Source organism: Thalassotalea sp. PP2-459 (assembly GCF_001913705.1).
Lineage (GTDB): Bacteria > Pseudomonadota > Gammaproteobacteria > Enterobacterales > Alteromonadaceae > Thalassotalea_C > Thalassotalea_C hakodatensis.
In genome coordinates this window covers 119,761-133,199 of record NZ_MKQD01000065.1, presented here as the reverse complement: position 1 = coordinate 133,199, position 13,439 = coordinate 119,761, and the positions used below count along the sequence as shown (strand labels likewise).

Genomic DNA, 13,439 nt, shown 5'->3' with positions numbered 1-13,439 from the left:
ACTATACTTTGAATATTACTTGTTTTTGATACAGTTGATAAAAGATTAAGTAGCAAATGACACAAAAGCATAGCGCGAAACTAAGTGAACCAAAGGTAGGTGAAATTATTTGGCTAAAGTAATTGTGATATAAAAAAGTCTTAAGATTAGTTTCACCGGCAGGGATCATTAATAATAATCGAGCAAGTACGCCAGAAAACACAAAAAAGCCTATCGCGTTAACCCCAAAAACAATAAAAGGTGTGCTCCACTTTTTATAACCTTTAATATCAATTAACCATATCAAACTAGCTAGCATTGTACACGCCCAACCTGAAGAAACTAGCACGAAAGAAGAGGTCCACAATTGTTTATTAATCGGCACAATAACACTAAAAATATAACCGACGAGCAGCATGATTATACCAAACTTTACAACTATTTTTGCTTTACTTTCTTTATTAAGTAAGTTGTTCGTTAATGTATTTGAAATAAGCACGCCTGTAAGCGCTGATGCTATTGCAGGCATAGTGCTTAACACCCCTTCAGGATCAAAGGCAAATGGTTGAGCACTATGGTAATAAAGGTGTTGGCTAGCAATAAGAAGATCATCAAACCAAGCCACTAAACTATTACCAAATGCTAATTCTCCAACATAAATATTGCCAACGCTATCTTGGTAAGGCATAAATGCGCTTAGCGCCCAGTACACAATTAATATACCGAGCAGAATCGCTTTTTGTGCTTTTTCACTTGTATAAAAAACGAGGTAATAAGTAACAAGATAAACGATAGCGAGTCGTTGAAGCACGCCGAAGTATCTTATTTTATATAACCTATCTTCAATCCAACTAAACCCAGCTTGATAAAAATTAATATAGAAAAGAAATAAGAATAAACCTAATCCAAATAACTTTACGGTGCGTATCCATACCTTTGAATGTTGAAAAGGCTGTGATTTTGCACGGCGAATTACTATACCAATAGAGATGCCCATCATAAAAACAAAGAAAGGAAAAATAAGATCAGTTGGTGTGAGTCCATGCCATTTCGCATGCTTCAAAGGTGCATAAATATTTGACCAGCTTCCCGGATTATTGACTAAAACCATAGCAGTTATAGTCATTCCCCTTAAAACATCAAGGGCTAATAATCGATTTTCAGCATAGCGAGATAACACGCTTTCCGCATGGCGGGAAAAAAATTGAATCAAACTTTAGTACCTATTTTTTGTGTTGTTTTAATTTACGCCTAATAACTTATATACGTCTAATAACATGGTGTTTTGTTTTACAACTCCCCCATTGCTCTTAATCTATTAACTCGTTGATATAAACTAAACTTTCAATACCGGTTTTACTGACAGCAGAAACCGCAACTTTCTGTAGTACTGATGTTTTATCAGCGCTTTCATCATGATTTGCCATAACAATAGAAAATAAAGGTAATGCTGCTTTACGTGTGGTTCGAGGCAAGACCTGATAATGCCATCGGTCATCATACTGGCTATATAACACGTAATTACCAATAGTTTCAGGCGCATTATGCTCAATGCTTATTTCTGCCTGCTGATTTATATCAATATCAACCTCTACGGTATCTGGTTGTTCACTCTCTAACCAAGGAGATGCAGGCATTAATGCTGGTTTGTTAAAACTAAAATTATTCAACCTTTCGGTCATCACTTGATTATTGATTATCCCGCCGATATGCCAGAATATTTGTCCGGTATTATCGTCAAGGAGCGCTCTATTAATCATAATTTGGTTTTGTACTTCATCGACCATACGCTCTGTTTTGGCATTATGGGTGCGAATGCCAGGCCAAATATGGCGTTGTAAATCATTTTGTTTCTGCCACCAATTTAACAGCATTGGGTAACTCTGGCCTTCCTTGCTAATATTCCAATAAAGTTGTGGTGAGAAATAATCGACCCAGCCTTTTTGTAGCCAGAGTCGGGCATCTGCATATAATTTATCAAACTGATCAAAGCCCGTAATCCATTTGGGTTGCCCCGGACGCCAAATACCAAACGGACTAATACCAAGTTTCACTTGAGTTTTTATTTCTTTGACTTGCTTGTATAAGGCCTGAACAAACTCATTAACATGATGTCGACGCCAGTCACCTATCGATAGTTCGCCACCTTCCTCAAGATATAACTGATAGTTTTTACCATCAGGAAAGTCTTTGTCGTTATGATAAGAAGGGTAGGGATAGAAATAATCATCCATATGAATACCATCAATATCATAACGTTGGGTAATATCTTCTACGACATCTAAAGTATGGCTAACCGCATTTGCATCACTAGGATCTAACCAATAATAACCGCTATCTAATTTGATTACGGCTTCATCTAGCTTATTCACTAACGAATGGGCTGAAATATCCCCCCCATTAACATGATGAACTCGGTAAGGATTAAGCCAAGCATGTAATTCAAGGCCTCTTGCATGGGCTTGTTCAATCCAAAAAGCTAATGGATCATAAAAGTTGTCAGGCGCCCAACCTTGTTTTCCTGTTAAATAATACGACCATGGTTCAAGTTCGCTGGGATATAAAGCATCCCCCTGAGGACGTACTTGTAAAATAACGGCGTTAAATTTATGTGCTTGCAACGCGTCTAGTAAGCGGATGGCTTCTTCTTTTTGTTGGGCTTGCGGTAATCCCGGTGCACTTGGCCAATTAATATTAGCCACGGTTGCAACCCAAGCAGCTCTAAATTCTCGTCTGACTTCGATTGGTGCGGAAACATAATTTTTAGGCCAACACCACCATAATAGTAACGCAAATACGACTAACACTGAGGCACACTGTTTGGGATATTGAATGAACAGCTTTGTTAACCGGTTTTTTTGCAATATTACAAACTTCATCCTTAATTACTCTTGTCCCGTTTATAATCATCTATCGATGTTTTTAATATTTTCGCTTTCGCGGTTTTTTCTGGAAGAGTTGCTGCTAAAGCTTCGAATTTAGTAATGTTTTGTGCATTTAAAATGTGACGAACTTCCTTTGCTACAGTGCGTGATACATAAAAACTACCCGTGGTTAATGTTTTCAGAAGCATATTTTCATACTGTTCTTGTTGCTTTGGGTAGTGAGTGAGCACTGACATTGCTTTTGCCATCACTTTACTATCATAACTGTCGCTAAGTGCGTTAATTAAAATTTCAGCATTCGACTCATCTTGTGGTTGTTGTGCAAACATATCGATAGCTTGTAATTGCACCCGTCCAAGTGAACTAGCTAAATATTTGCCGATAGTCTCGGTATAAGTGGTATCAAATACTTGCTTTGTTTGATGCATTTCCTGCAACTGCTTTAGTGTCTTGACGAACAAAGCTTCTTGTTCAAACATAGCCTGTTTAGGGTCTTGTTCATTCGTAGAGCATAAGCCATTGTTTTCACAATCTTCAATTTCATCCAGTTGAGTTAATAGCTGCTGCCTTTGCTGCAAAAAACCTTTGACAACCTCAGTTTGCATAACCGATGGTGCCTGAGTCTCCTCTTGCTTTTTTTCATTTGCTTTGTTTGATATCGAAGCGTTATCTAACGTGGTGGCAATATCGTTATCTGGCGTTGTTGTTACTTTCGCCACTTTTTCCGGTTGAAAAATTTGGTAATACATAATGACAAAACCAACAACTAACGCAAGAACGACAATGAATTTTTTAAACATCTGAATTTACCGCCTTTAATTGCCATTTCCAGCACAAAACTACCATCAAGAATATCAATACATGTAAATGCCAACTGCCACCACTACTTGATGAAGACTGGTTATTGCCAGGTTTATTAGGCGGTTCGGTACCGTTATTAATAGGCGCTGTAAAACTCACATTTGCTGATAAATTAAATGTCGGTAGTAATTTTCCTGCGTGAATTACCCCTGCTTTTCCGTTATTGGTCACATGATAGAACACGTCATTACTAGCACCTTGAATGCTAACATCATCAATCGTTAAAGCTGTATCTTTGGAGATCGTCGCAAGTGTTTCTGCACCACTTTGGGTTGATGCAAGCAACGATAAACCATTATCATTGACTACATATACCGTATCACCTGACATTGCGATAATTTTATTGTTATCGTCTAGCGCACTCGCATCGCCTTCATATGCCCAGTCTTGCCAGGTATCGTAATCGCCAGCGAACACATAACCAATAGTCGTGTTTTGTTTAATTTTATAATATCGCTCTTGTACCGGCGCTAAAGATACTATGACATCTAAGATCTGGTATGCACTACCTGTTTCACTATCAACGTTTGTATCTGCACCCGCGGCAGTGTGTCGAATATTAATATCTTTAGCAGTGATGATGAGATCGCCAACTGAAAAGCCGTGTTGTACCTCAGCAATGCATTGATGGCGCTCGTATATTTTTTTAGGATAAAGTTGGCTCTGTTGTTCAGTCAATGTTATCGCACTAGCAGTCGCAATCCGGTCAAACATAGCACTTAAACACACGGCATCTTGCTCTTGTGCAACGCAGCGATATTCGTCTTGTACTAAAAGACAAGTTTCACCCGTGGTTAAGGTTAAAAAGTTAAACCACCATACTTGTTCATCGGTATCATGATCTTGCTCAGGTGGCTGGTAATCAGGTAAGCAAAATTCTACCCCTTCCATCAAACACTCAACATCAATTGCAGATTCCAGCATTTCATCCGTAATATATAATTGCCAGCTTTCGGCTTCAAACTTCCCTAAAAAACCATCATCTTGCCAAGCCGGGTTATTTGACCATCGACAAATTTTTGTTGGACCACCATTGTATGCAGAATAGGCGGCACGTGTTCTTTCAGGCCAATTATTGGCTGAAGACACGCACGTCGCTTCTGACGCGTTTTGCCATTCCGCATAGAAAATCTCCATGGCGTAAATCATGTTTTCAAATATCTGCCAACCTTTACCTTCATTGATTTGTGTAAAATGCCAGCGATCATCTATTTGCATCATGCCGTGGCCGTGGCCATTATCACCACGCATCATTTTCGTTTTACTATCTAGTATTGAACGAAAATAATGACTCCAAAACGTTTCTTGATTAGCCACTGTTTTTATCGCATTGATCCAAGCCAAGACTTCTTCATTTGATGCATCTGGTTTACGCACAGATAAGTAGTATTTAGCAGCAATTTTGATTACAGCATTTAGCTCATTCATATAGCGACGGCGCTCTACCACAACGTCACTCTCACTGTTAAAAATAATTTGAGAAAGATAATCGTCAACAAACTTAGGGTCCCCAAAAGGACTAATATCACAAAAAGCAGGTGCCGTTCCAAAATTCCATGTGGTACTCTCTGTTGTTTTTCCTGCGCATAAGTAGAAGTTTTCTGTATCATTTGGTAAGGCATTTGCCTTGAACAACACTAAAACTGTTAAAATAAACAATATTGAACGATTCATAATAAATAAAAACCACCAGTAGGTAAGAACAAAATAACGACAATATTCTAAAATGTAAAGGATATAGGAATATAATATTCTCGTGTTGCTTGATTTTTAATCACAAACTGATTTATCCTTTTTATTGCTAATGTCCTAGAGCCGGCTATATTCATACCTTTGTAATGCATGAACTAAAAAGTTTGACGAATTAATCATTGGATAATAACTGTCATTAATATTATTTACGTGTCTTATTAAAAATAGATAGATGTTTTGTTAGTTAAATAAAATACCAAGAAATATTTCGTCAATGATCTTTAATAAAGTTTAATCTTCAATGTGAATCACCTTTAAACCAAAGGAATACATTAATATAATTACATTGAAAAATAGGAATATTATATTTATTATTTATCGCTAAAGATGAAGTGATAGATAGTAAGGTGCGTGGCGGAGATAAAAGATTAAAATCAGGTCAGGCCTTAAACACTATATGGTAACTGCTCCCCAGTTAAGTTTGACCAGTTCATACCTTAATCAGTGAGAACCTTTAATTACTGAACTTGAATACTTTACCGATTATTTTAGAGAAAAATATGAACACAGTTTATTTAAACAATCAATTTATCCCAAGCAATGAAGCAAAAATTTCACCAATGGATCGTGGTTTTTTGTTTGGGGAAGGCATTTATGAAGTTATACCTTGCTATGAAGGTAAGTTTATTGGCTTACAACCCCACCTTGATCGTCTTTATAATGGCTTAAAATCTTTAGGAATTCCCTCGCCTTTCAGCAACGATAAGTGGACAGAACTCTGCCAAAAATTAGTAACGCTTAATAACGAAGCTAATGTAGCTGTTTATATCCACGTAACTCGTGGCTCATCACCAATACGGAATCATGCATATCCAAAAGATACAATACCTACTGTTTTTGCTTTTACATTTGAAATTCCTACACAGCCTGTACCAGATAAACACAGCGCAACAGCATATAAAGTATCGAGCCAACAAGATTTGAGATGGAAGAGATGCCAAATTAAATCCACTTCGCTATTAGGTAATGTAATGCATTTTCAACATGGAATTAACGAGGGGAACAAAGAAACTATTTTATTTAACGAACTAGATCAACTGACAGAAGCAAGTTCAAGTAATGTTTTTATTGTCAAACACAATATCATAATGACACCGCCGCTAGATAATCAAATTTTACCTGGTGTGACACGACATATTTTGTTGGCGATTTTAAAAGAACATAGCAAGTTCACCATTGAAGAAAGAGCAATTTCGTATAAAGAAGTCTTAAATGCTGATGAAGTTTGGCTAACAAGCTCAACTAAAGAAATTGCTCCCGTCGTAAAAATAGACAACGATATGATTTCTTCTGGAGAAATTGGTGATATTTGGCTAGAAGCTCAAAGGTTATTTTCTCAATATAAATACCAGTATTAGGCAGATGTAAGTATCAAGAAATAACAATGAAAATCTCCTCACTTTGGGTTCATTAACAAAGTGAGTTGTGCTTTCAATGACGTATGTAATGCTATTATTTTTAATTACCAATACTGTGCCTGAAGGATTATGTAGTTGTTACTCTCCCAACACTAACTGATGACCACTCACTTGCGTAATCTGCCCTAAAATAGTTGCTTGCAGCGCCCCTGTAACACTAGGCGCGTTAGCTACTTGGCCGGTAATACAGCGATAACCGAGCCAAGCAAATGCAAGGGCTTCCATATATTGGCTTTCTATCCCTATACTCTCTGTAGTTTCTATATTCCATAAAGGTAACAAACGGCTTATGGCCCTCATTAAAGCTATATTTTTTGTGCCTCCGCCAAATACCAAAAGATTACCCGAAGACTGAAACTCTGGGTTTGACTCAACATTTATCGCTTGATTTAGTTCATTAGTAACACTTATCGCCGTAAGTTCAACCAAAGTAGCCATGATATCCGCATCTGAAATTTTGCATGATAGAGAATGCTGTTCTAGTTTTTGATTAAGCCAAGCTAAATTAAAATATTCTCTGCCGGTACTTTTCGGGTGCGGTAATGAAAAATAATCATCGGCTAACAGCGTCGCCAATAGGGGCTTGTTTACTTGACCTGACAGTGACACTTTTCCATCTTCATCGTAAGGTTGTGAAAACTTAGTTTGCATCCAACTATCAAGTAAAATATTACTTGGCCCGGTATCAAAGCCGGTCAAGAGATCTTGATTAATAAGCGTTAAGTTGGCGATACCTCCTAAGTTAAGTAAAGCAGTATTTACCGAAAAATCCGATGAGTCGGTAGAAGATTCGAATAAGCTTTGATGAAACATAGGTACTAGCGGTGCGCCTTGTCCCCTAAACGCAAGATCCATCCCTCTAAAATCAGTTACACAGGTAATGCCTGTTTCTGCGGCAAGCACATTAGCATTGACCAATTGCATTGAAAAAGGGTGCTCACCAAACGGATTATGTAACACCGTTTGGCCATGGCAACCAATTGCCCTCACTTGAGATCGTTCAATATGGTAATTGGCTAAAAGTTGTTGAACCGCTTTCGCGTAACTTTTGGCAAGCTTCACTTCAAGCTGGCCTAGTGCTTCTATACTGTAATGCGTATTTTGACAAACTGTCAGTATTTCCGTTCTAATGCTGGCATCAAAGTCACATGAATATCCCCCAATAAGTTCTGACCTATTATCAGCTATTTTAGCCAGCACCACATCGATACCATCGACACTGGTGCCTGACATTATGCCAATATAAAGGTTCGCTTTATTTGTATTTGTACCACTTTCCACATGATTACCTATTTGATTCATTTACTTACAATTAATTCAGCTTAACTTTAGGGGTTGTTGATTATTCGAGACTAAATATTGTTCGAATTAAACGTGACAAATCTACCTACTCTAGTGCATTCATCATATTAATTTTTATCATCTTTGCTGTATAGCCCAAACATGACATTTATGCTCAGGAATAGTCATTATTTTTTATCACTTTTGCCCTTTGCGACAGCAACCATTGTTGTTTAATATGCTCAGCAACCCTAAAAGCATTTGCATATATAGTATAGGTATATGGAACACTACCACCTGTTGGCATAAAAGAACCGTCTGTCACATAAAGGTTTGTCACTTCATGTGCTCGGCAATTTTTATCAAGTACAGAAGTATTTGGATCCTCACCAAACCGACAGCCCCCAGCCATTAAGTTAGTCGGTGGCGCGCTACTGACGGATGTTGTTATATTTTTAGCACCAAGTTTTTCAAGTAGTTTAGCGCCTTTTTGCACCAGATACTCTGCTACCTGAATATCTTGAGGGTGAGCACCTATACGCACTTTTGCAACAGGATCGCCCCATTGGTCGGTCACTTCTTCATCTAAAGCAACGAAACAATCATCATTTGGTAACCAATCGGTAAAAGCCTCAAAGCGTAAGGTTTTATGAGAAGTAAACTTGTTGTAGAGCTTTTCTTTTAGTTGTTCGCCCCAAATAAGATCGCCTTCCTCGTCATATTCTGTGTCATAAGCGCGAGCAATCGGGTTATGGTAAAACAGAAAATCAAGCGTGCCACCTTTGGCTTTCCCTTTTTGGCTTACACCCTCAAAGTTTTCATCATTGATTTGGTACCAATCTTGTAACGCACGATTAATGAATGGCCCTTCAGTTTGTAATTCACGTGCTTGTTCAGGTGTTAAATCATCAAAGTAGAAATCACCTCGACCACCGCCACCGCCACTGAAAATTAAGTTTTTACCGACTTGACCATTGTTATTTGCCAAGCCTTGTTGAAAGTGTTTGCTTTTTGAACTCAGCAAAAGTCGACTGGTTTCAATAGCCTGACAAGCAACCACGTAAGTATCTGCGATGATGCGTTTTTTATGACCTTTAGCATCATAATAATGAACAGCACTCACTTGGCTTTTTTGTTCACTTGCTAAATAAAAAACTTTCGCATTCGGCACTATGGTTAAGTTCCCCGTGGCAACAGCGTGGTTGAGTAATGCCGCTCTACCGCTACCTTTCGCACCAGTAGAACAACCATAACGACTGCAATAGCCTGAATATTCGCAGCTTTTCCTACCCATGGCCGGTTGCGATAGTATTGCGCGTGGAATGGGGAAAGCATGGTAACCCAGTAAATCGGCTGCTTTATCAATCCATTTAGCTACTGGGTGATCAATAAGTGGGGGGTATGGGTAATCCTCTTTATGAGGTTCTAAGTATGGATGCTCAACCACTTTTCCTGAAACGCCAATTTCACGATCAACTTGGCGATAAAAAGGTTCAAGTTCCTGATAACTAATCGGCCAATCAACGATGTTAGCACCTGCTATATCACCAAAAGATGATTGTAACGCAAAATCAACGGGCTTTAAGCGATGAAAATAACCACTCATAAAGTTAGAAGAACCGCCTACCACATTACCGTTCCAAAATGTCCAACCCGATTCGCTGGTCGCCTCTTTATGCCAATGAGTTTCACCATCTTCTACATGACTTTCTTCAATCACATGCTGTTCATCAGTAAGCGCAGGGTTGTAACTGTCGCGTACATTGGCAGCAAGTTCATCTTTATAAAACTCTTTTTCTGTCAACCAAGGGCCTTTTTCTAAGACAATAACGTTAGCGCCTGCTTTTGCTAATGTATAAGCAATAGGGGATGCGCCAGCCCCACTGCCGACAATACAAATATCATATTTCATGCTTTATTAGACCTATAAGAAGGTGGGCGTTTAACAATGTTCTCGGTTACATTTTTGGTGGGAATGACAGTCGAATTTACTGCAACAGTGCTTCTTGCGGGCAGTTCATAATACCGTTTTCCCTTTTCCGGTAAGGGGAAGCCCATTTGATGTGCTAACCATTGCCAACCAATACCCTTTGGGTTTCCACCATAAGCAGGCGGTGAAAGCATGGCTTCATAAATATTTAAAATCATCATATTCAACCAGCTTTTCCCCGCCGTTGAACGACTAATTCCTGTCAACACCTGCTGTTTCTCATCATCCGTCAAGGCAATAAATAATCGATCATACCGCTTGTTAGTAAAGCCATTTAGCCATTGTACGCCTTGAAAAATGAAAGCAACTTCTTCTTTATCGGTTGGTTGCTCATAAACTAATAAATATAAATACAAACACGCATTAATCTCCTTAGCACCTGGCCCAGAAGCCGAACTTGGTAAAAGGTGTTGTTGTACCGAATCTAACGTTTGCCAATCACCCTGTTTTTTATCTTGCTGATATTTATCAAGTAAGTCTTCACTTACTGCTGACATAGGAAAAGTAGAAACTAAAGCACTTGCACCAGCGGCTGACTTTAATAATTTACGACGATTAAGCTTCTTTGACAGCCACGATGGCGTTTGTTGATAACGTTGTTCAAAAGACTCACTCATTCTGCCGAAATCCTTTTTAAGTTCTGTGAATTCTGACTCATTTGCCAAGTATCAATAAACATAAGCCAAGATTTACGAGAATGTTCGCCATTTGCATCAATAAACTCTCCAGTATCTTTTGAGAGCATCACTTTCCCTGTATTCGTCGACACAAAGATATGCGGATAGCCAACCACTGGTGGAAGAGACTTTAGAAAATCATTATTATCATTATGTTCACTGACATTAATTTTTAATAAAACAAATGCTTGGTGTAATGCGTTATTTACGTCTGGATTTTTAGTTAAAAATACCTCCATTTTCTGGCACCACACACACCAGTTACCTCCTATTTCTATTAAAATATTACGTTGTGTTTTACTCGCTAATTCAATTGCAGCTCTCGCATCATCGAAAGGGTTTCTTGACGCATCATACCCTTGGCTAAAGGCAGGTAAATTAATGCTTGCCTGCGCGAAAACTGGTTTAACATTCGAACTACTACAAAGTATAAACAGCATAACAAGCAACGTTTTCAGCATATTTTTTCTACTTTTATCACATCAATAATCATTAAGACCTCAGCTTCCTTAGCTTTCTTTCATTAATTGATGCTAGCGTGTTCCCCTCGCTTTCGCAATTAAGTTGCTTGAATGCAAAATTTGTTGTAATTACTCACTAATTACGGTGTCAAAATGTATCACTAACACATATAATTGCCGCGTCATTCGATCAAACAGGAAATAATCTATGCGTCCTAGTGGAAGAACTCCCGGCCAAATTCGACCGGTCTCAATTACACGCCAATTCACAGCCCATGCTGAAGGCTCGATTCTTATTGAATTTGGCGATACCAAAGTAATTTGTACCGCTTCTGTCGATGAAGGCGTTCCTCGTTTTCTTAAAGGTCAAGGCAAAGGTTGGGTTACTGCTGAGTATGGCATGTTACCGCGCTCTACACATACACGTATGCGCCGTGAAGCGGCAAGCGGCAAGCAAAGTGGTAGAACCTTAGAAATTTCTCGATTAATTGCTCGTTCTTTACGTGCTGCGGTTGATTTACAAGCACTTGGCGAAAATACCATTACCGTTGACTGTGACGTTATTCAAGCCGATGGCGGCACACGTACTGCATCTATCACAGGCGCTTGTGTTGCTTTAGTTGATGCACTAAATTATATGCGCGCTAAAGATATTATTAGCACAAATCCCTTAAAACACATGATTGCCGCTATTTCTGTTGGTATATATCAAGGTGAACCTGTAGCAGATTTAGATTACCCAGAAGATTCTGCAGCAGATACAGACATGAATGTTGTTATGTCGGATACTGGCAAGTTAATTGAAGTACAAGGCACAGCCGAAGAAGAACCTTTCTCTTTTGAAGAAATGCAACAGATGATGACGTTAGCTAAACATGCAACCAGTGAGCTTTTTGATGCTCAAAAAGCGGCATTAAGTTAAGGAGAACGTTGATGAAAGATTACCAACGTGAATTTATTGAATTCGCCTTAGAAAAGCAGGTATTACGCTTTGGCGAATTTACCCTAAAGTCTGGTCGAACAAGCCCTTATTTTTTTAATGCTGGCCTGTTTAACACGGGCAGAGATTTGGCTCGTTTAGGTCGTTTTTATGCCTCAGCACTTGCAGATGCCAATATTGAATATAATTTATTATTTGGCCCTGCGTATAAAGGTATTCCAATTGCCACAACAACTGCCGTAGCGTTGGCTGATCATCACGGTCAAGACGTTCCCTATTGCTTTAACCGAAAAGAAGCAAAAACACATGGTGAAGGTGGCAGTTTGGTGGGATCACCACTGCAAGGTAAAGTTATGTTGGTTGATGACGTTATTACCGCTGGCACCGCGATACGTGAATCGATGGAAATTATCAAAACACATGGCGCTGAATTGTCAGGTGTATTAATTGCCCTAGATCGCCAAGAAAAGGGTAACGGAGAACTATCAGCTATTCAGGAAGTTGAGCGTGATTTTTCTACACAAGTTATCTCAATTGTAACCTTAGGTGATTTGATTCAATTCTTAGAAGAACAAACAGGGCAAGAAGAAAGTTTAAACGCGATTAAAGCGTACCGTGAGCAGTACGGAATTTAACTTCTAGCTTCAATCACTGTTCTAACAAAGCCAGCATTAATTGCTGGCTTTTTAGTATTAGGTTAATTTGAAGTATTTCATCGTGACTGACCAACAAAGGTTAATACTACCTTATCGTTTTGATCATAAAACATGAGTGTATTCTCGGTGATATGACCTTTGGCTACTTGTTCAAGCGCTTGCACAAATAACGACTCAACCTCAGCCGTTTCCATGCAAAATCGTTTGCTCATAGCAAGTGGTGCAAATTGTATCGTCGAATCATCTATGTTCACGCTGCCTTGAAAACGATTACAACCTGAAAAACCTGATACCTTTCCTGTTTCGATAAACTCTATAAACGGTATAAGTTCTGTTTTATTTGGCAATGAAAAACCTTCTGCTGATTCAAGTTGCCATCGAACATTTTTCAACGTTTCAACCGGTAAACTAAGGTTTCCGTCACGTTGTTCTTGCTGACAAGCTGAAAGTGTAAAGACCAAAAAGAATACTGCAAATGCGCGACTAATAAACATAACATCTCTCAAAAAATAGAATATATTGCGTATTGTAGCCGTCTG

At 38.7% G+C, this 13,439-nt stretch carries 12 protein-coding genes; 3 read left to right on the top strand and 9 right to left on the bottom strand.

What is annotated here, in order from left to right; translation table 11 throughout:
* Position 1: 1 nt before the first annotated feature.
* From BI291_RS15425 to BI291_RS15410, 4 genes are all read right to left on the bottom strand, one after another.
* Positions 2-1,192, bottom strand: a complete 1,191-nt coding sequence (locus BI291_RS15425; protein ID WP_074499656.1) for an acyltransferase family protein — start codon at positions 1,190-1,192, stop codon at positions 2-4.
* 97 nt (positions 1,193-1,289) lie between these two features.
* Positions 1,290-2,858 carry a glycoside hydrolase family 10 protein gene (locus BI291_RS15420; protein WP_083602110.1) on the bottom strand — a complete coding sequence of 523 codons (1,569 nt, stop codon included), beginning with the start codon at positions 2,856-2,858 and terminating at the stop codon, positions 1,290-1,292.
* Positions 2,859-2,860: 2 nt separating this feature from the next.
* Complete coding sequence (locus tag BI291_RS15415) at positions 2,861-3,664, bottom strand: hypothetical protein (RefSeq protein WP_074499655.1); 804 nt, start codon at positions 3,662-3,664, stop codon at positions 2,861-2,863.
* Entirely contained in the window at positions 3,657-5,399 is a 1,743-nt protein-coding gene (locus tag BI291_RS15410; RefSeq protein ID WP_074499654.1) for a hypothetical protein, read from the bottom strand. Before BI291_RS15410 ends, BI291_RS15415 begins: the two co-directional genes overlap by 8 nt.
* Positions 5,400-5,977: 578 nt before the next feature.
* Here BI291_RS15410 and BI291_RS15405 point away from each other — a divergent pair.
* Positions 5,978-6,835 carry a D-amino acid aminotransferase gene (locus BI291_RS15405; protein ID WP_074499653.1) on the top strand — a complete coding sequence of 286 codons (858 nt, stop codon included), beginning with the start codon at positions 5,978-5,980 and terminating at the stop codon, positions 6,833-6,835.
* A 138-nt stretch (positions 6,836-6,973) separates the two neighbouring features.
* On the opposite strand, the gene BI291_RS15400 is transcribed toward BI291_RS15405, so the two are convergent.
* The 4 genes from BI291_RS15400 to BI291_RS15385 all read right to left on the bottom strand — a co-directional run bounded on the left by BI291_RS15400 (position 6,974) and on the right by BI291_RS15385 (position 11,304).
* Positions 6,974-8,176 carry an anhydro-N-acetylmuramic acid kinase gene (locus BI291_RS15400; RefSeq protein ID WP_254849597.1) on the bottom strand — a complete coding sequence of 401 codons (1,203 nt, stop codon included), beginning with the start codon at positions 8,174-8,176 and terminating at the stop codon, positions 6,974-6,976.
* Between the two features lie 175 nt (positions 8,177-8,351).
* Positions 8,352-10,088 carry a GMC family oxidoreductase gene (locus BI291_RS15395; protein ID WP_074499651.1) on the bottom strand — a complete coding sequence of 579 codons (1,737 nt, stop codon included), beginning with the start codon at positions 10,086-10,088 and terminating at the stop codon, positions 8,352-8,354.
* Positions 10,085-10,783 (bottom strand): gluconate 2-dehydrogenase subunit 3 family protein, encoded by a 699-nt coding sequence (locus tag BI291_RS15390; RefSeq protein ID WP_074499650.1) that lies wholly within the window; start codon positions 10,781-10,783, stop codon positions 10,085-10,087. Before BI291_RS15390 ends, BI291_RS15395 begins: the two co-directional genes overlap by 4 nt.
* Positions 10,780-11,304, bottom strand: a complete 525-nt coding sequence (locus tag BI291_RS15385) for a thioredoxin family protein (protein ID WP_074499649.1) — start codon at positions 11,302-11,304, stop codon at positions 10,780-10,782. The genes BI291_RS15390 and BI291_RS15385 overlap by 4 nt, the downstream gene beginning before the upstream one ends.
* A 208-nt stretch (positions 11,305-11,512) precedes the next feature.
* Here BI291_RS15385 and rph point away from each other — a divergent pair, with 208 nt between their 5' ends.
* Positions 11,513-12,226 (top strand): ribonuclease PH, encoded by a 714-nt coding sequence (gene rph / locus BI291_RS15380; RefSeq protein ID WP_074499648.1) that lies wholly within the window; start codon positions 11,513-11,515, stop codon positions 12,224-12,226.
* 11 nt (positions 12,227-12,237) lie between these two features.
* Positions 12,238-12,879: an orotate phosphoribosyltransferase gene (pyrE, locus tag BI291_RS15375; RefSeq protein WP_074499647.1), complete on the top strand. Its 642-nt coding sequence runs from the start codon at positions 12,238-12,240 to the stop codon at positions 12,877-12,879.
* 77 nt (positions 12,880-12,956) lie between these two features.
* Here pyrE and BI291_RS15370 read toward each other — a convergent pair whose 3' ends face one another.
* Positions 12,957-13,394 carry an META domain-containing protein gene (locus BI291_RS15370; RefSeq protein WP_074499646.1) on the bottom strand — a complete coding sequence of 146 codons (438 nt, stop codon included), beginning with the start codon at positions 13,392-13,394 and terminating at the stop codon, positions 12,957-12,959.
* Positions 13,395-13,439: the final 45 nt, after the last annotated feature.

Coding starts and splice junctions, on each gene's coding strand:
- pyrE (WP_074499647.1), top strand. CDS start 12,238: ATGAAAGATTACCAACGTGAATTTATTGAATTCGCCTTAGAAAAGCAG.
- BI291_RS15370 (WP_074499646.1), bottom strand. CDS start 13,394: ATGTTTATTAGTCGCGCATTTGCAGTATTCTTTTTGGTCTTTACACTT.
- BI291_RS15390 (WP_074499650.1), bottom strand. CDS start 10,783: ATGAGTGAGTCTTTTGAACAACGTTATCAACAAACGCCATCGTGGCTG.
- rph (WP_074499648.1), top strand. CDS start 11,513: ATGCGTCCTAGTGGAAGAACTCCCGGCCAAATTCGACCGGTCTCAATT.
- BI291_RS15395 (WP_074499651.1), bottom strand. CDS start 10,088: ATGAAATATGATATTTGTATTGTCGGCAGTGGGGCTGGCGCATCCCCT.
- BI291_RS15415 (WP_074499655.1), bottom strand. CDS start 3,664: ATGTTTAAAAAATTCATTGTCGTTCTTGCGTTAGTTGTTGGTTTTGTC.
- BI291_RS15420 (WP_083602110.1), bottom strand. CDS start 2,858: ATGAAGTTTGTAATATTGCAAAAAAACCGGTTAACAAAGCTGTTCATT.
- BI291_RS15385 (WP_074499649.1), bottom strand. CDS start 11,304: ATGCTGAAAACGTTGCTTGTTATGCTGTTTATACTTTGTAGTAGTTCG.
- BI291_RS15405 (WP_074499653.1), top strand. CDS start 5,978: ATGAACACAGTTTATTTAAACAATCAATTTATCCCAAGCAATGAAGCA.
- BI291_RS15410 (WP_074499654.1), bottom strand. CDS start 5,399: ATGAATCGTTCAATATTGTTTATTTTAACAGTTTTAGTGTTGTTCAAG.